At 52.5% G+C, this 16,401-nt stretch carries 17 protein-coding genes; 4 read left to right on the top strand and 13 right to left on the bottom strand.

What is annotated here, in order from left to right; genetic code table 11:
• Positions 1-75 precede the first annotated feature (75 nt).
• Positions 76-462 (bottom strand): SRPBCC family protein, encoded by a 387-nt coding sequence (locus KNP72_RS11025; RefSeq protein ID WP_286038422.1) that lies wholly within the window; start codon positions 460-462, stop codon positions 76-78.
• A gap of 25 nt (positions 463-487) precedes the next feature.
• On the bottom strand, positions 488-1,522 hold the full coding sequence (gene mutY, locus KNP72_RS11020) for an A/G-specific adenine glycosylase (RefSeq protein WP_214833259.1): 1,035 nt from the start codon (positions 1,520-1,522) through the stop codon (positions 488-490).
• Positions 1,523-1,633: 111 nt separating this feature from the next.
• Between mutY and KNP72_RS11015 the strand changes: the two genes are divergently transcribed.
• Positions 1,634-2,593, top strand: coding sequence for a metal-dependent hydrolase (locus tag KNP72_RS11015; RefSeq protein WP_251128971.1), 960 nt, complete (start codon positions 1,634-1,636; stop codon positions 2,591-2,593).
• Between the two features lie 26 nt (positions 2,594-2,619).
• On the opposite strand, the gene KNP72_RS11010 is transcribed toward KNP72_RS11015, so the two are convergent.
• Positions 2,620-3,153: a YceI family protein gene (locus KNP72_RS11010; protein ID WP_214719902.1), complete on the bottom strand. Its 534-nt coding sequence runs from the start codon at positions 3,151-3,153 to the stop codon at positions 2,620-2,622.
• A 222-nt stretch (positions 3,154-3,375) separates the two neighbouring features.
• On the opposite strand from KNP72_RS11010, the gene exaC reads away from it, so the two are divergent.
• The 3 genes from exaC (at position 3,376) to KNP72_RS10995 (ending at position 6,125) form a co-directional block, all read left to right on the top strand.
• Entirely contained in the window at positions 3,376-4,896 is a 1,521-nt protein-coding gene (gene exaC / locus KNP72_RS11005) for an acetaldehyde dehydrogenase ExaC (RefSeq protein WP_214833255.1), read from the top strand.
• A gap of 1 nt (position 4,897) precedes the next feature.
• The gene (locus KNP72_RS11000; RefSeq protein ID WP_131438319.1) at positions 4,898-5,257 is read left to right on the top strand and encodes a DUF779 domain-containing protein; all 360 of its coding nucleotides are present in this window, start codon (positions 4,898-4,900) and stop codon (positions 5,255-5,257) included.
• Positions 5,258-5,405: 148 nt separating this feature from the next.
• Positions 5,406-6,125 (top strand): nuclease-related domain-containing protein, encoded by a 720-nt coding sequence (locus tag KNP72_RS10995; protein WP_214833253.1) that lies wholly within the window; start codon positions 5,406-5,408, stop codon positions 6,123-6,125.
• 49 nt (positions 6,126-6,174) lie between these two features.
• On the opposite strand, the gene KNP72_RS10990 is transcribed toward KNP72_RS10995, so the two are convergent.
• The 10 genes from KNP72_RS10990 to KNP72_RS10945 form a co-directional block, all read right to left on the bottom strand.
• Positions 6,175-7,245, bottom strand: coding sequence for an ABC transporter substrate-binding protein (locus KNP72_RS10990; RefSeq protein ID WP_029596014.1), 1,071 nt, complete (start codon positions 7,243-7,245; stop codon positions 6,175-6,177).
• Positions 7,242-8,042: an ABC transporter permease gene (locus KNP72_RS10985; protein WP_021067750.1), complete on the bottom strand. Its 801-nt coding sequence runs from the start codon at positions 8,040-8,042 to the stop codon at positions 7,242-7,244. The genes KNP72_RS10990 and KNP72_RS10985 overlap by 4 nt, the downstream gene beginning before the upstream one ends.
• Entirely contained in the window at positions 8,039-8,860 is an 822-nt protein-coding gene (locus KNP72_RS10980) for an ABC transporter permease (RefSeq protein ID WP_034780994.1), read from the bottom strand. The genes KNP72_RS10985 and KNP72_RS10980 overlap by 4 nt, the downstream gene beginning before the upstream one ends.
• The gene (locus tag KNP72_RS10975) at positions 8,847-9,953 is read right to left on the bottom strand and encodes an ABC transporter ATP-binding protein (RefSeq protein ID WP_214833251.1); all 1,107 of its coding nucleotides are present in this window, start codon (positions 9,951-9,953) and stop codon (positions 8,847-8,849) included. Before KNP72_RS10975 ends, KNP72_RS10980 begins: the two co-directional genes overlap by 14 nt.
• A gap of 13 nt (positions 9,954-9,966) precedes the next feature.
• Positions 9,967-10,506 carry a helix-turn-helix domain-containing protein gene (locus tag KNP72_RS10970; RefSeq protein ID WP_214754145.1) on the bottom strand — a complete coding sequence of 180 codons (540 nt, stop codon included), beginning with the start codon at positions 10,504-10,506 and terminating at the stop codon, positions 9,967-9,969.
• Between the two features lie 165 nt (positions 10,507-10,671).
• A complete protein-coding gene (locus KNP72_RS10965; protein ID WP_214754143.1) occupies positions 10,672-10,941 on the bottom strand; it encodes a YfhJ family protein in 270 nt (89 codons plus the stop codon).
• The gene (locus tag KNP72_RS10960) at positions 10,938-11,252 is read right to left on the bottom strand and encodes a YfhH family protein (RefSeq protein ID WP_214754141.1); all 315 of its coding nucleotides are present in this window, start codon (positions 11,250-11,252) and stop codon (positions 10,938-10,940) included. Before KNP72_RS10960 ends, KNP72_RS10965 begins: the two co-directional genes overlap by 4 nt.
• Before the next feature lie 68 nt (positions 11,253-11,320).
• Positions 11,321-12,499 (bottom strand): RtcB family protein, encoded by a 1,179-nt coding sequence (locus tag KNP72_RS10955; RefSeq protein WP_214833249.1) that lies wholly within the window; start codon positions 12,497-12,499, stop codon positions 11,321-11,323.
• Positions 12,500-12,508: 9 nt separating this feature from the next.
• Entirely contained in the window at positions 12,509-14,554 is a 2,046-nt protein-coding gene (locus KNP72_RS10950) for an ABC transporter ATP-binding protein (RefSeq protein WP_214833247.1), read from the bottom strand.
• A gap of 22 nt (positions 14,555-14,576) precedes the next feature.
• Complete coding sequence (locus KNP72_RS10945; RefSeq protein ID WP_214719896.1) at positions 14,577-16,301, bottom strand: ABC transporter ATP-binding protein; 1,725 nt, start codon at positions 16,299-16,301, stop codon at positions 14,577-14,579.
• Positions 16,302-16,401 lie beyond the last annotated feature (100 nt).

Raw genomic sequence — 16,401 nt, 5'->3', positions numbered from 1 at the left:
CGCTATGATGCTATACAATTCTCATATTTAATTATAGCGACTTTCAGAACCAATGAAAAAGGAAATCTCTTATTTTCACGAATTTAGTGTTTTTTGGAATGCCTCGGCTCGCGCTTTGAACATCGGCCGGAGCACGAAGTACTCGACGAGGACAGCCGGCACGTAACTGTCGAACGTGACCTCGTCGACCATGACGGCTTGTCCGTCCACTTGTTCGACGCGGTGGACGTGACTGAAGCGACGAAACGGAAACGGCAACTTCACGCCTTGATCACAAAAGGCACGGTCTCCGGCCAATGTGATGGCGCTATTCCAAGGCAAAGCGACCGGCCCGACCCCGATGCGGAGCTGAACGACGTTCCCCTCGACCGAGGCCCCATCCCCAACGAGCGTCACTTTCGGGAAGGACGTCAGTTTTGATAAGAGCGAAGCGTCTTGAAGCAACGTCCATAATGTGTCCACAGACGTGTCGAATCGTGTTCGTACATCAAACTGTCTCATCTTTCGCACCTGCCATCTGCTCTAATTTTTGTTGGGCGACCGATACCGTCACCACGTTGCGCGCCTCTTCGTTGAGCCAAGCCCACTCGCCGTCCGGCAGCGTCTCGACTTCATATAAATCGATGTACCAGACGATATGAGAAAACACATGTTTCACTTGTCCAATATAGGTTCCGTTTAACTGTTCCCCCGTTCCGCGGTCTGTAAGCGGATATTGCCACATTCCAGCGAGCAGACCGGCTTCCGGGCGTTTCACGTATGCGGTCCGACCGTCCTGCCGACAGTAGAGCGCATCGTACATCTCAATCCGAGCCGCTCCTTTTTTCGTCTTGACCGGGAGTTCATCTTGCACGTTATGGGTATAAGCATAACAATCGTCTTGAACGGGACAGAGCGAACACATCGGGTTTTTCGGCGTGCATACCGTCGCCCCGAGCTCCATGATGCCTTCGTTAAAATCTGAGGCATGCGCCGGGTCCATCAGTTGGCGCACGACTTGTTCGAACAGTTTTCGTGTCTTCGGGATGGCGATGTCGTCATAAATCCCGAATTGACGAGACATGACGCGCATAACGTTGCCATCGACGGCCGGTTCCGGCTGATTGTAGGCAATCGACAACACCGCCCCGGTCGTATACGGTCCGACACCTTTCAGCTTTTCGAACCGCTCTTTTTCCTCGGGGACGATCCCGTCGTACACGGCAACGACCTCTCGGACGGCTTGATGAAGGTTACGGACCCGTGAATAATAACCGAGTCCTTCCCAATATTTGACGACCTCATCGGGTTCGGCCGCTGCCAATGTCTCAATCGTCGGGAACCGCTCCATGAAACGGTTATAGTATGGGATGACGGTATCAACGCGCGTCTGTTGGAGCATAACTTCGCTCACCCAGACCCGATATGGATTTTTTCCGTGGCGCCATGGCAAATCACGCTTTTCGCGATTGAACCACGTCACTAAATTTGTGTTAAATTCTTGAATATTATAATTTGTGAACAATTTATCAACATCGAGCATTTTGTTTCCCCTCGTTTTAAAAATATTGTATGATGTAGTGGATTAAAATATGCGGTTTTTCTATTTTTATGGAGGTGCTGAAGCACATTGGATACTGCTACTCACATTGGGATGGGACTAGGTTTAAGTGCAATCGCGACACTCAGCCCGGAGGTGTCAGGCGACACACAAATGTTTCTAGCCATGACAGCGACGGCACTCGTCGGCTCGCACGCTCCGGACTTTGACACGGTCTTCAAACTAAAAGGAAATAGCACGTATTTACGCCAGCACCGCGGTCGTTCACACGGAATAACCGCATTACTCGCCTGGCCGATCATCGTCAGCGCCGTCATCGGACTCGCGCTTGGCGTCAACCCCGCCTCACTATGGGTCATGGCACAAATCGCTGTGTTGCTGCACGTCACGGTCGACTTATTTAACGCCTACGGGACGCAGGCCCTCCAACCGTTTTCGAAAAAATGGATTGGCTGGGGCGTCATCGGGACGTTTGATCCGTATTTGTTCTCTGCCTACTATGGGGCATATGTATTATGGCTTATCACAGGGGCGACTGTCCCGATTTTTGCATTGCTCATTGCGCTCGTCATCAGCTATTACGCGATTCAATTCAAGTTGCGTAACCGCGCCCTCGCCACGGTCGCCCGTCACTTCGCTGGTGCACACGAACTGTTCATCTCGCCAGGTATCGGTTGGGATGACTGGCATGTCGCCGTTCGATTCCGCAACGGTTTAGGTGCCGTCAAAGTGAAAAAAGGGACGGTCATCGAATGCGGTCGTTTCCGTGACAAGCCGATGCCAGGTGAAGATGACCTTCACTTCGTGGAAGCGCGTAAAAATGCGGATCTTCAATCGTTCCTCGAATTCTCGAAGATTCACACGTATACGGTCACACGCCACAATGGGATGATCGAGTATCGCTTCACGAACTTACGTTATTTCGCGAAAGATATCTATCCGTTCGTCGCCGTCGTCATCGTCGACGAAGAATCGAATGAAGTGTTGTCTTCATTCACTGGCTGGGTGTTCAGTGAAGAGAGCTTGCAAAAGAAATTGGCCTACGTACAGTAAAAAGTCGCTCACAGGAGCGACTTTTTTTATGCCTCTGACTCCGTGAACTGGAGCTCAAAGTCAAATTTGACTTTTTTATCGACGAGAACGCCACCCGCTTCGAGCGCCTGGTTCCACGTCAATCCGTAATCTTCCCGGTTGATCGACCCGTCCCCGGTAAAGGCGTGTTTCATGTTGCCCCACGGATCTTTCGCGCTTCCCTCGTACTCGACTTCGAACGTCTCTTCCCGGGTCGTCCCGCGAATCGTTAAATTCCCGGTCAATTCGAATTCACCGCCACCTTTTGAGCGGAACGATGTCGACTCGAACACGATGTCCTCGTGCTGCTCCACATCGAAGAAGTCTCCAGACCGTAAATGGTTGTCACGGTCACTGTTGTTCGTATCGATTGATGCCGCCTTAATCGTCACCTTCACGCTTGCGTTCGCGAGATCATCGGGTTGCCCGTTCGCCACGACCTGAAAATCTTTGAACTCTCCTTTTACTTTCGAAATCATCATATGCTTGACCGTAAAGTTGATGGTACTGTGTGCTGGATCGACTTGATATGCTTTTGCCATGAATCCGTCCACTCCTTCGATTTGAAATTGATACTAATATGATGTTTACCACAAATCTTGACTTCAAAACATATCAATTCAAATGTGACAAATTATTGTCAAAAAATTTTGACTTTTATCACAACGACCCGTTACGATGGAAAAAGGGAGCTGTTGACTTACAATAAAATGTAAGCGCATACATAGTCTCCCCTATACTTTACGGAAAAGGGAGGAACGACCATGATTTATGAAGTCCCAAACTCGACAGGCACGAAAGTACACTTTAAAGACCGCTATGAAAATTACATCAACGGAAAGTGGACAGCGCCTGCGGGGGGAGAATATTTTGAGAACACCTCTCCGGTAAATGGTAAAGTTTTATGCGAAGTCGCTCGCTCAACGAAAGAAGATATCGAGCTCGCCTTGGATTCGGCCCATACCGCCAAAGACGCATGGGGCAAAACGTCGGTCACAGAACGCTCCGTCATTTTAAATAAGATTGCCGATCGCATGGAAGCGAACCTCGAGATGCTCGCTTACGCCGAGACATGGGAGAACGGGAAAGCCGTCCGCGAAACGCTCAACGCCGACCTCCCGCTCGCCATCGATCACTTCCGCTATTTCGCGGGCGTCATCCGGTCACAGGAAGGCGGCATCAGTGAACTCGACAACGACACGGTCGCTTATCATTTCAATGAACCGCTCGGTGTCGTAGCCCAAATCATCCCATGGAACTTCCCAATCTTGATGGCGGTCTGGAAAGTCGCACCGGCCCTCGCTGCCGGAAACTGTATCGTGTTAAAACCAGCTGAGCAGACGCCGGCTTCAATCATGGTGCTCATGGAACTGATTGAAGACCTGCTCCCGCCCGGCGTGTTGAATATCGTCAACGGATTCGGGCTCGAGGCCGGCAAACCGCTCGCGTCGAGCGACCGCGTCGACAAAGTCGCCTTCACGGGTGAGACGACGACAGGTCGACTCATCATGCAATACGCCTCACAAAACATCATCCCGGTCACACTCGAACTCGGCGGGAAGTCACCGAACATCTTCTTCGCGGACATCATGGACGCCGATGATGATTTCTTTGACAAGTCGATTGAAGGACTCGTCATGTTCGCCTTGAATCAAGGTGAGGTGTGTACATGCCCCTCGCGCGCGCTTATCCACGAGTCGATTTATGAGCCGTTCATGGAACGGGTGCTCGAACGAGTCAAAGCAATCAAGCTCGGCAATCCGCTCGACCCTGACGTCATGATGGGTGCCCAAGCCTCGAATGAGCAGATGGAAAAAATCTTGTCGTATTTGGAGATCGGAAAGTCGGAAGGCGCAGAGTGCCTCATCGGCGGCGAACGCAACATGATGGAGGGCGAACTCGCCGACGGCTATTATGTGCAGCCGACCATCTTCAAAGGCCATAACAAGATGCGCATCTTCCAAGAAGAGATCTTCGGACCGGTCCTATCGGTGACGACGTTCAAAGACGACGCCGAGGCGCTCGCCATCGCGAACGACACGTTATACGGACTCGGTGCCGGCGTCTGGACGCGTGACATGAACCGCGCCTACCGCTTCGGTCGCGAGATTCAAGCGGGTCGCGTCTGGATTAACTGCTATCACCAATATCCGGCCCATGCCGCGTTCGGTGGATACAAAATGTCTGGGATTGGCCGCGAGAACCATAAGATGATGCTCAACCATTATCAACGGACAAAAAACATGCTCGTCAGCTATAGCGAACAAAAACTCGGGTTCTTCTGAGATGGTGAACCGCGTCGAGGCCACCCCCGCCACGCTCGCGCTCCTCGAACAGCTGAAACGAAAACATGGACCGCTCTTGTTTCACCAGTCAGGCGGTTGTTGTGACGGGAGCTCCCCGATGTGTTTCCCGCAAGACGAGTTCATGATTGGCGATCATGACGTCCTGCTCGGCGAAATCGGCGGTTGTCCATTTTATATGCACGAGAAGCAATACGATTATTGGAAACACACCCAGCTCATCATCGACGTCGTCGAGGGCCGGGGCGGTATGTTCTCGGTCGAGGGCGTCGAAGGAAAACGGTTTTTAAGCCGTTCCCGCGTGTTCACGGACGAAGAACGGGCCGAGTTGCAACAGAGCTGAATGTAGAAGACCAGTCATCTCGGTGGCTGGTCTTTTTTAGTCAAAAGGTATCCTTTTCTCAAAATTACATTTCCAATTCAACCCAAAAATCACCCTAAAATTCAGCTCTTTTCGATATAGTAAAAAGAGACACGAAAGGAGGCAGACTATGTCCGAGCTTCTCACGAGCATGCTTAACGGAATGATGATTTCATTGGTCAGTCTATTCGGTCCTTTGTTCCTGGTGATGAGCGGTATATTGTATAGGAAGGTCAAGCGTTATAAACGGAGCCGCTATTATGCCCAGACCGGACACAGCTATTTCAAAGTCGTTCAAGACACCGGCTTATACGGCGAATATTTATGTGTCGCCGCCATCGAGGAGCGCGTCCCGAACCCCCTCATCTTGACGAATCTATATTTGCCCCATCCAAAGAATCGAGAGCGTACGACTGAAATCGATGTGGTGTTCATCAACAAGAGCGGCGTCCACGTGATTGAGTCGAAAAATTATAGCGGCTGGATTTTTGGACATGAACAAGAACGCCATTGGACCCAATCGATGCCGAACCGAAAGAAGTTTCGATTTTTCAATCCGATCAAACAAAACGAGTTACATATGAAAGCGATGGAACAAACGCTTGCTGTGGAGCGGAGTCTGCTCCACTCTTGGATCGTCTTCAGCGATCGGTCGACCTTGAAGCGCATCGACGTGGCCGGCGTTCCCGTATTGAACCGGAAGACATGGAAACAACAGATTGCCTTGTCAGGCGAGGCCCGTTTGACGTTGGCCGAACAGACGACCATCTACGAGCACCTGCTCCAATTCGCATCTGCGGACGAAGCTGTCAAGAAGGCCCATATCGCCGCCAAGCAACGGGTGACATGATTCCCCGTCCCATCCAAAAAAGTCCCGCTCACGGTGAGCGGGACTCCTTTTATTTACTCTGCATTTTAAAGCGCAAGTATAGTTCGTTATAGTACGCGTTCATGCGCTTGCCTAAGTTCTCATACACTTCGAGCTCATCCGTCACTTCTTTCGTCGGATAGAAGCGTTCGTCTGACGTCACTTCTTCATCCAAGAATTCAAGTGCCGCTTCGTTCGGTGTAGAATAGCCGACATAATCGGTGTTTCGGGCCGCGATTTCCGCGTCGAGCATGAAGTCGATGAACTGATGAGCGCCTTCGACGTTTTTCGATGTGTTCGGAATGACGAGGTTGTCGAACCAAAGATTCGTCCCTTCTTCCGGGATGACGTACGTCAACTCTTCGTTCTCGTACATGATTTCGGAGGCGTCACCTGACCAGACGACGGCCGCGGCCGCTTCGCGATTGGCCATGAGCATCTTGATTTCATCGCCGACGATCGCTTTAATGTTCGGCCAGAGTGTCTCGAGCTTCTTCTCCGCTTCGAGCAGCTCATCTTTGTCCGTCGTGTTGAGCGAGTAACCGAGTGAGTTCAGACCGAAGCCCATCACTTCACGCGTCCCGTCTGCGAGCAAGATGTCATTCTCGAGCGGCATGTCCCATAGGTCGTTCCATGACGTAATCTCACCGTCGACGAGTTCAGGGTTATACACGATGCCCACCGTCCCCCAGAAGTAAGGGACCGAGTACGTGTTGCCCGGGTCGAACGACTTGTCGAGGAAACGTGGGTCAATGTTATCGAAGTTCTCGAGCTTGTCATAATCGATTGGCAAGAGCAGGTCTTCTTCAATCATTTTACTGATGGCGTAATCCGACGGGACGGCGATGTCGAACGCCGTGCCGCCTTGCTCGATTTTAGTGAGCATCGCCTCGTTCGAGTCAAACGTCTGATAGATGACTTTCAAGCCCGTCTCTTCCTCGAACTCTCCAATCAAGTCTTCATCGATATAATCGCCCCAGTTGTAGACGACGAGCGTGTTATCGCCGCCGAATCCTTGCGCCATATTGATTTGATACACCCAGAGCAAGAGGCCGAAACTGACGACGACCGGCACCGTCAACATGATGACCAATTTTTTCATCGTCTTACCTCCTTCGCTTTACCACCGCGTTGGGCGAGCACATAATACCCAAGGACGAGGATGAGTGTGAACAAGAACAAGATGGCTGACAAGGCGTTAATCTCGAGCGAGATGCCTTGACGGGCGCGTGAGTAGACTTCAACGGCAAGTGTCGTAAAGCCGTTGCCCGTCACGAAGAACGTGACGGCAAAGTCATCGAGCGAATACGTGAGCGCCGTGAAGAACCCGGCAAAGATTCCCGGTGTGATGTACGGCAAGATGACTTTCGTCAATACGTCCCACGTACTTGCCCCGAGGTCACGCGACGCATCGATGAGCGTCGGGCTCATCTCTTGCAGCTTCGGCAACACCAAGATGACGACAATTGGTACCGAGAAGGCGATGTGCGCCAATAACACCGAGTAAAAGCCGAGCTGAATCCCGAGCATCGTGAACAAGATGAGGAACGACGCCCCGATGATGACGTCCGGGCTGACGATCAACACGTTGTTGAGCGACAAGAGTGACGTCTTCGTGAAGCGTTGCCGCGCCGTATAGATGGCGAGCGCCCCGATGACGCCGAGCACGGTTGAAATCGTCGCCGACAGCAAGGCGATGACGATTGTGTTTAAGACGATGACGAGCAGGCGGGTGTCGGTAAAGAGCGACTTGTACCAATCGAGCGTAAAGCCTTCAAAGTTACTCATCGTCCCGCCGCTGTTGAACGAGTAGACGACCAAATAGAGAATCGGTGCATAGAGGATGAAGAACACCGCCATCAAATAGAGGTTAGCTAATTTAAATTTTTTCGGTTTCATCGACGCACCGCCCCTTTCGCACCCCAGTCACGTGTGATGACCATGACGAGGACCATCGCCAAAATCAAGAACACGGCAATCGTCGAGCCCATGCCCCAGTTTTGCGTGACGAGGAATTGTTGTTCAATCGCCGTCCCGAGCGTGATGACACGGTTCCCCGCAATCAGTCGAGTGATCATAAAGAGCGACAACGCCGGGATGAAGACGATTTGAATCCCTGACTTCACACCGTCGAGCGTGAGTGGGAAGATGACCCGGCGGAATGTCGTCCAGTTCGAGGCCCCGAGATCGCGCGACGCATAGACGAGCGACGGCGGCAGTTTCTCGATGGCGTTATAAATCGGCAAAATCATGAACGGGATGAAGATGTACACCGACACGAACACGAAACTGAAGTCCGTGAACAAAATCTGTTGTGTCCCGATGCCGATTGCCTCTAAAAACTGGTTCGTGATGCCGTACGTCCCGAAAATGCCGAGGAACGCATAGGCTTTGAGCAATAGGTTGATCCATGATGGCAAAATGATGAGCAAAAGCCAAAGTTGCTTATGCTTCGTCTTCGTCAATAAATAGGCGGTCGGATACCCGATCAAGAGCGAGAAGAACGTGATGAGGAATGCATACCAGAAGGAAGATAACGTCATCGTCAAATACGTCGACGTGAAGAACATCTGATAGTTCTCTAAACTCAAGTTCCCTTCGATATCAAAAAACGAGTAGTAGACGACGAGCAGGAGCGGCGCGATGACGAACAGCGCAATCCATAACCAGTAGGTCGTCAAATAGACCGTCTTCGCGGTTTGACTAGTTTGATTCATGAGCGACCTCCTCATAGGACTCGAGACGACGGTCGAACTCTTCCTCCGTCTCTCCTAAACGCATGACGTGAATCGCCTCATCATCGAACGTGAGGCCGATTTTCGAACCGACGACCGATTTTTTCGTCGAATGAACGAGCCATTCGTTGCCTTCTTGGTCATAGCAGCAAATCTCATAGTGGACGCCTCGGAACAGTTGCGAGTCGACGTCGACAACAAGTTTCGCAGATTCGACCGATGTCATCTCTAAATCTTCCGGCCGGATGATGACTTCGACTTTCTCATTGCGGTCAAACCCTTGGTCGACACAATCGAACGTCTTCCCGGCGAACGTGACGACGTTGTCCTCTGGCATGACGCCCGGTACGATGTTCGATTCCCCGATGAAATCGGCGACGAAACGGTTGATCGGCTCATCGTAAATATCGGTCGGTGTACCGCTTTGTACGATTTTCCCGTTATTCATAACGAAAATCTCATCCGACATCGCGAGCGCTTCTTCTTGGTCGTGCGTGACAAAGATGAACGTAATGCCGAGACGCTGTTGCAATTCGCGGAGCTCATATTGCATCTCGGTCCGGAGTTTCAAATCGAGCGCCGAGAGCGGTTCATCAAGCAAGATGACTTCCGGTTCGTTGACGATGGCACGGGCGATGGCGACACGTTGGCGCTGCCCGCCTGACATCTCATCGATTTCACGTGACTCGTACCCTTTCAAGTTGACGAATTTGAGCGCCTGTTCGACTTTCGTCTTCACGTCCGCTTCTTTCATCTTCTTGATGCGCAGACCGAACGCGACGTTCTCGAACACGTTCAAGTGCGGGAAGAGCGCATAGTCTTGGAACACGGTGTTCACTTGACGTTTGTTCGCCGGGACGTCGTTTATGCGTTTCCCGTTGAACTGGATATCGCCTGCTGACGCATCCGTGAAGCCGGCGATTAAGCGTAAAATCGTCGTCTTCCCACATCCAGATGGCCCGAGCAACGTGTAGAACTTCCCTTTCTCAATCTCGAAGCTGATGTTTTCTAAGACGACGGTGTCATCGTAACGCTTCGACACGTTGTCAAAGCGAATAATCGTTTCTAGGTTCATTTCAGTTCCTCCCTTATAAATATGAATGGGTCGCGACGATTAAACATTCACTCTCGCCATCATAATCGTTGACGAGTTGATGGGAATCGGAGGCGACATAATATAACGTTTCTCCGGCTTTGGCGAAGTACGTGTGATGGCCTAGCTTGAGGGCGATCCGACCTGACAGGACGTAGACGAACGTCTCGGAACGGGAAGGCTCGTAACGCTTGAATTCCCCATGTTTGGAGAACGTCAGCAAAATCGGCTCCATCTCTTTTTCGTTCGATTCCGGGATGAGCCATTCGGTCCTGTATTTCCGATCCTCATCGTTATACACGGTCCGGTCGTCTGCGGTATAGCTCACCTTTTGAAACATCTCTTCATCGAAGAACTCTTTCGGCGAGCAACCGAGCACTTCCAACAAGTCGAATAGCGTCTCAAGCGAAGGTGAACTCAAATCACGCTCGATTTGAGAGATATAGCCTTTACTCAAATCCGTGCGCTCGGCCAACTCTTCTTGCGTCAACCCTTTCTTGACGCGGAGCCGCTTGATTTTTTGACCGACTTCCAAGTCACAATCCCTCCTTTCGGCTTTGAATCAAGTTTAGTGAAAGATGATTTCAACTAAAGAAAGTTTATAAATACTTAACTACAAAGCAAACTAATAGCGACCTTTATTATAACGGATTGAGGGTCGTTTGCAAGTAAAAAATCACGCCGATTTCCGGCGTGATTTTTAATGGATGTCGCGCTGGGACATCAAATGTTTGAACTTCTCATTTTTCGTTTGGAACAGATGGAGCTGGGGTCCGTATGCATCGATCTGTTGAACGACGTATTGGAATGATTTTGCTTCCCCAGGATACGGTTCGCCGGCACGGGCGAGCGTCGTCTCAAAATCCTCCCACAGCACTTCGACCCACGTCAACGCCTCGAGCTCGCTCAAGACATCGTTCTTCTGTTTCAAGATTTCGGCCAAACGCTCGTATTGTTCGGTCCGGTTCATGCTTTCACCTCCGACAGCTCCGAGAGCGGAATCGCGTGTTCAGCCGTCTCCCCTTCGAACGTCCCCCAGCCCATGACGCCGTTCACGAATTTCAAACGGAACGGGCGCTCGTTATAGTTGACGATATACGTCGTTCCCGGCTTGAACGATTTCGGGTCAATCAAATAGCTCTCGGCAATCGCAATCCGTCGCAAGACGACCTCGATTTCACTGACCATGCCCATCTGTTCGGCTTTCCGCTTCCGTTCGTGGAGCGCTCGAATCTCTTGTTCAAGCTCATATTTCGATAAATCACTCAATCGTTTTTCCATTTCGCTCACCTCTCTTGTAGCGTATCAGATTTTTCGTGGAAAAGAAAAAGGCGAAACTGAAACGATGTTCAGTTCGCCTTGAAGTTGTAGAGCGGTTTGATGATTTGATTGATGGTGACGGCCGGCTCGATATAACGGACAATCTCTTTCATCGACTTATAGACAAACGGTGACTCGTCAATCGTCGATGGTCGGACCGAACTTGACCAGACATCTGCCATTGACTTTTTAAATTCGTTGAAGTCGACACGTTTTCGCGCGGCCGAGCGTGACATGACGCGACCGGCGCCGTGTGGTCCCGAGAAGTTCCAGTCTGGGTTCCCCTTGCCAGTACAGATGAGCGAGCCGTCGCGCATGTTCATCGGAATGATGACCCGCTCGCCGTCCCGCGCCGAGATGGCCCCCTTCCGAAGCATCATCGCGTCGTGATCGATGTAGTTGTGGACCGTATCGAATTGATCAACCACGTTCCAGTTCATCGCCTCGACGATGACGTCGGTCATGGCGAGACGGTTGGCGGCCGCATATTGCTGGGCGATACGCACGTCGTGCATATAATCTTCCATCGCTTCCCCTTCGACGTAGGCGAGGTCGCGGACATGTTTCCGTGCCTCGCGCTCCGTCTCAAGATAGGCCGCGATATCCCGCTCTCGTCCCGTTGCCTTCATCCGTTCAATCTCGTCTCGAATGTCAGCCGTCTTCATCATGTGCTCGACCGCCAACTGTTGATAATGGTCGGCGATTTGGACACCGAGGTGGCGCGAGCCGGAATGGATGACGAGAAACGTGCGTCCAGCTTCGTCGCGGTTCACTTCGATGAAGTGATTGCCCGAGCCGAGCGTGCCGACCGAGCGCAGGGCCCGGTCCAGTTTATACGGCGCCCGCACGTCCTCGAGCGGAAGTTCTGAGGCGTACGGGTGTGCCGCATCCCGGATGTTCATCCCGCTCGGTACATATTGACGGATGACGTCGTCGAGCCGTTGAAAGTCGATGCGCTTCACCTTGATTTCCGTACAGAGCATGCCGCACCCGAGGTCGACACCGACGAGATTCGGCACGACCTTGTCGTGAATCGTCATCGTCGTCCCGACGACCGACCCTTTGCCGGCATGCATGTCCGGCATGATTCGAATCGAGGCACCTTGCGTGAACGGTTGGTCGACGAGCGTTTGGATTTGGGCCCGCGTCATATCGTCAATCCGTTCATTGAATACTTTGGCCCGGTTATGCTTTCCGATAATCTCCATAAGACCTCCTCAACTGATGGCTTGTTGTTTACTTTGCAGCTCATGCATCCGGGCGTAAACGCCGCCTGCCGCGATGAGCGACTGATGGTTACCCCGCTCGATGATGTGACCGTGGTCGAGGACGAGGATTTGGTCCGCTTCCCGAATCGTCGAGAGACGGTGCGCGATGACGAACGTCGTCCGGCCGTACGTGAGCGTCTTGAGCGCTTCTTGGATGAGCGCTTCCGTCTCTGAATCGACGCTCGCCGTCGCTTCGTCTAAGACGAGGATGGCCGGGTCGAAAACGAGGGCACGGGCGAAGCTGATCAACTGGCGCTCTCCGCTCGAGAGTGATGCGCCGCGTTCGATGACCGGCTCATCTAGCCCGTGTGGCAACTGTTTAACGAAACGATCGGCTCCGACCGCCGTCAATGCGCGCCATACGCGGTCGTCCGAGATCGTCTCGTCGCCAAGCGTCACGTTCGTCCGAATCGATCCCGTGAACAAGAACGGGTCTTGAAGCACGATACCGAGATGGGCCCGGACCGCTTGGGTCGGTAATTTCGTCACGTCCATGCCGTCAATGTTGAGCGTTCCTTCTGACGGGTCATAGAAGCGCATGAGCAAGTTCATAATCGAACTCTTGCCGCTACCGGTATGTCCGACGAGCGCCACCGTCTCACCTGGCGCCGCATGGATATCGATGTGCTGGAGTACCGGTTTTCCGGCTTCATAGCTGAACGACACGTCGTCGAACACGACCTCACCTTTAAAGCGTGCGATACGTTCCGCCGACACGTCTTCCCCTTTCTCGTCGAGCAACTGGAACATCCGGTCTGCCGAGACGAGTGCCTGTTGGAGCGGAGACAGTTGGTTCATGATTTGCGTCACCGGCTCAAAAATCCGTGACACGTAATCGATATAGGCGTACAAAATCCCGAGCGTGAGCACGCTCCCCGTTCCGAGCGTCTGCGCACCGACGACCCAGATGAGTAAGGCGAGTGCCATGTTGCGGAAGAAGTTGACCAAGTTATGCGACATGAGCGCATCCAGTTTGAGCAGCTTCCTTCTTGTTTGGAAGTTGTCACTGTTTTTCTCGTTGAACTCGTCATAGACGAGATCTTCTTTGACGTACGACTGAATGATCGGCATCGTTTGGATGCTCTCATTCAATTGGGCGTTCATATCCGCGACGAGGGCGCGGACACGGAAGTTGTTTCGGGTCGACAGGCGTTGGAACAATTTAATCCAAACGATGACGACCGGGATGATGATGAGCGAGACGAGACCGAGGCGCACGTCCAAGAAGAACATGGCGATCAAGACTCCGATCATCATGACGACGCTTTGGAAGACACGTGCGAGCACGCCCAAATATAGGTCGCGAATCGTCTCGGTGTCGTTCGTGACCCGGCTGACGATTTTCCCGATTGGCGTCTGGTCAAAGTAACGGACCGGAATCGTCTGCAAATGCCGCATGACGTCAAGGCGCATCGTTTTGACGATGTTGTGGGCCGAACGTTGCAGGAGCATCTGTTGCCCCCAGTTCAACCCTGCCGCGATGAGAAGCAAGACAACGTACAAACCAGATAGCAACAGCACGGCCCGCAAATCCGTCTCGTAAAAGCGGAAGACGTCGGTCGACGAGAGCGGCACGATATTGTCATACGTCGCCTTCTCTTCGCTTCGCGTGATGGTGAGCACGTCTTCTTCGACCTCACGGACACCACCACTCATGACGGCGTCAGGGACGAGATAATAGCCGTCTGTCGTCTGCACGATCGAGACGGGACGGACGACCGTCTCGCCGTCAAGCCTCGTCTCTTTTTCATAGGAGTTTCCGTCAAAGACGACACTCCCGCCTGACTCGACTTGTACCCAATCCCGCTCGATGGCGACGATGTGGTCGTCGATGATGATTTTGGCGATATACGGTCCGGCCAATTCGGCGCCGACCGCTAAAAATAGTAAGGTCAAACCGAGGAAAATCGAGCGTCTCACTTGTTTGGCATAGCCGACGAGTGAACGGATCGTTTTCTTCCTGCGGACTGGATCTAATTCATATTGATCGATCATGAGAGATTCCCCCTTTCCCGGATTACTCCGACTCTCCTTGTCGAACGTATTGTTCATAATACCAACCGCGTCGTTCCATCAGTTGGTCATGCGTGCCCCGCTCCGTCACACGGCCGTCTTGTAACACAAGAATCTGGTCGGCGTGGGCGACAGCGGACAGGCGGTGTGCGACGATGAACGTCGTCTGTTCGGCCCGGCTCGTCCGGACCGAATCGATGATGCGCGCTTCCGTCTTGGCGTCGACCGCTGAAAGCGAATCGTCGAGCAACAGAATCTCCGGGTCTTTCAAGAGGGCGCGGGCAATCGAGAGCCGTTGTTTCTGACCGCCCGAGAGCATAACCCCTTGTTCTCCGACGACCGTGTCGAGACCGTTCTCCAAATGTTCGATATCAGTGTCGAACGCCGCGAGGCGGATGGCCGTCTCGAGGTCTTGTGCCGACGCATCGTTTGAGCCGAACAAGATGTTGTCGCGGACCGTCTTCGAGAACAGCAAATGTTCCTGCGAGACGTAACCGCTCCAACCGCGGACCGTCTCGAGTTTGATGTCGTGAATCGGGACACCGTTGACGAGTAACGAGTCGTCAATCGGATACTCCCGGAGCAATTGACGCAACAGCGTCGTCTTGCCAGCCCCGGTCGGTCCGACGACCCCAATCGTCTCGCCACGCGACACGTGCAAGACGATGTCTTCGAGTGAGGCACGGGTCGATCCTGGATATTGGAACGACAATGATTTGAACGTGATTTTCTCCGGGACGCCGACTTCGACCGTACCGGTCGAAACGACATCCGGTGTCTCGTTCATCGTCGCTTCGATTCGTTCGAGGCTAGCCGTTCCCCGTTGCACGACGTTAATCAGTTCTCCGAACGCGTACATCGGCCAAATGAGCATCCCGAGATAAATGTTGAACGAGACGAGCTGACCGAGCGTGATGTCGTTCGTGAACACGAGATACGTGCCGAACGACAACCCAATCAAATAACTCAAGCCGACGAGCAGTTTAATGACCGGTTCAAACAAGACGTCGATTTTGGCGACGTGCATGTTTTTGGCCATGACGTCGTCGGTGATTGTATCGAACTTTTTCGTATCCGCATCTTCTTGGACGAACGAGCGGACGACCCGAAGACCTGAAATCGATTCGACGACTTGATCGTTCATCACGCCAAACGCATCCTGCGCCGCTGTGAAGCGGGCATGGATTTGGCGGCCGAGCTTATTCATTGACCAGGCGAGGAGCGGCATCGGTAGGAGTGCCGCGAGCGTCAATTTCCAATCGATGAACACGCCCATGATGGTGAGAGCGATGAGCGTCATATTGAACGAGTCGACGAGCGTCATGACACCGAACCCGGCCGTCCGTTCGACCGCTTTCAAATCGTTCGTCGCGAGCGCCATCAAATCTCCGGTGCGGTGCTGTTGATAAAAGCGCGGTGTCTGCCGGAGCAGATGTCCGAAGAATCGGGCCCGCAATTTTTTCTCGAGCAGGAACGCCGTCCCGAAGAGGCGGGCAATCCATACATACGAAAGGACATACGATAAAACCATGATGCTGAGTAATGATCCGACGATGAGGACGAGTCGCTCTGTCGTCAAACTGCCTTCACGAATCGCATCAATCGCTTGTCCGATGATCCACGGCGGGAGCATATCGACGACCCCGGTGATAATCAACAAGATGATGGCGAAGATATACGTCCGCTTCTGTCTTTTAATAAACCAATCCAATTGTTTAATCAGTTTCATGACTGATTCCCCCTTTCGTCCCTTCCGCGCACGCAAAAAAGCGCACGTCACCTGATTGTGCAACCAATCGGATGAAGTACGCTTCTGAGTCTTCAGTCTT

Source organism: Exiguobacterium sp. s152 (genome assembly GCF_018618335.1).
In the GTDB taxonomy this organism is placed as follows: domain Bacteria; phylum Bacillota; class Bacilli; order Exiguobacteriales; family Exiguobacteriaceae; genus Exiguobacterium; species Exiguobacterium chiriqhucha.
The sequence above is the reverse complement of the archived record's forward strand: the minus strand, read 5'-3'. Positions and strand labels throughout refer to the sequence as shown.

Excerpts from the sequence above, each read along its gene's own strand:
- mutY (WP_214833259.1), bottom strand. The coding sequence starts at position 1,522 with ATGCTCGATGTTGATAAATTGTTCACAAATTATAATATTCAAGAATTT.
- KNP72_RS11015 (WP_251128971.1), top strand. The coding sequence starts at position 1,634 with ATGGGACTAGGTTTAAGTGCAATCGCGACACTCAGCCCGGAGGTGTCA.
- KNP72_RS11010 (WP_214719902.1), bottom strand. The coding sequence starts at position 3,153 with ATGGCAAAAGCATATCAAGTCGATCCAGCACACAGTACCATCAACTTT.
- exaC (WP_214833255.1), top strand. The coding sequence starts at position 3,376 with ATGATTTATGAAGTCCCAAACTCGACAGGCACGAAAGTACACTTTAAA.
- KNP72_RS11000 (WP_131438319.1), top strand. The coding sequence starts at position 4,898 with ATGGTGAACCGCGTCGAGGCCACCCCCGCCACGCTCGCGCTCCTCGAA.
- KNP72_RS10995 (WP_214833253.1), top strand. The coding sequence starts at position 5,406 with ATGTCCGAGCTTCTCACGAGCATGCTTAACGGAATGATGATTTCATTG.
- KNP72_RS10990 (WP_029596014.1), bottom strand. The coding sequence starts at position 7,245 with ATGAAAAAATTGGTCATCATGTTGACGGTGCCGGTCGTCGTCAGTTTC.
- KNP72_RS10985 (WP_021067750.1), bottom strand. The coding sequence starts at position 8,042 with ATGAAACCGAAAAAATTTAAATTAGCTAACCTCTATTTGATGGCGGTG.
- KNP72_RS10980 (WP_034780994.1), bottom strand. The coding sequence starts at position 8,860 with ATGAATCAAACTAGTCAAACCGCGAAGACGGTCTATTTGACGACCTAC.
- KNP72_RS10975 (WP_214833251.1), bottom strand. The coding sequence starts at position 9,953 with ATGAACCTAGAAACGATTATTCGCTTTGACAACGTGTCGAAGCGTTAC.
- KNP72_RS10965 (WP_214754143.1), bottom strand. The coding sequence starts at position 10,941 with ATGAACCGGACCGAACAATACGAGCGTTTGGCCGAAATCTTGAAACAG.
- KNP72_RS10960 (WP_214754141.1), bottom strand. The coding sequence starts at position 11,252 with ATGGAAAAACGATTGAGTGATTTATCGAAATATGAGCTTGAACAAGAG.
- KNP72_RS10955 (WP_214833249.1), bottom strand. The coding sequence starts at position 12,499 with ATGGAGATTATCGGAAAGCATAACCGGGCCAAAGTATTCAATGAACGG.
- KNP72_RS10950 (WP_214833247.1), bottom strand. The coding sequence starts at position 14,554 with ATGATCGATCAATATGAATTAGATCCAGTCCGCAGGAAGAAAACGATC.
- KNP72_RS10945 (WP_214719896.1), bottom strand. The coding sequence starts at position 16,301 with ATGAAACTGATTAAACAATTGGATTGGTTTATTAAAAGACAGAAGCGG.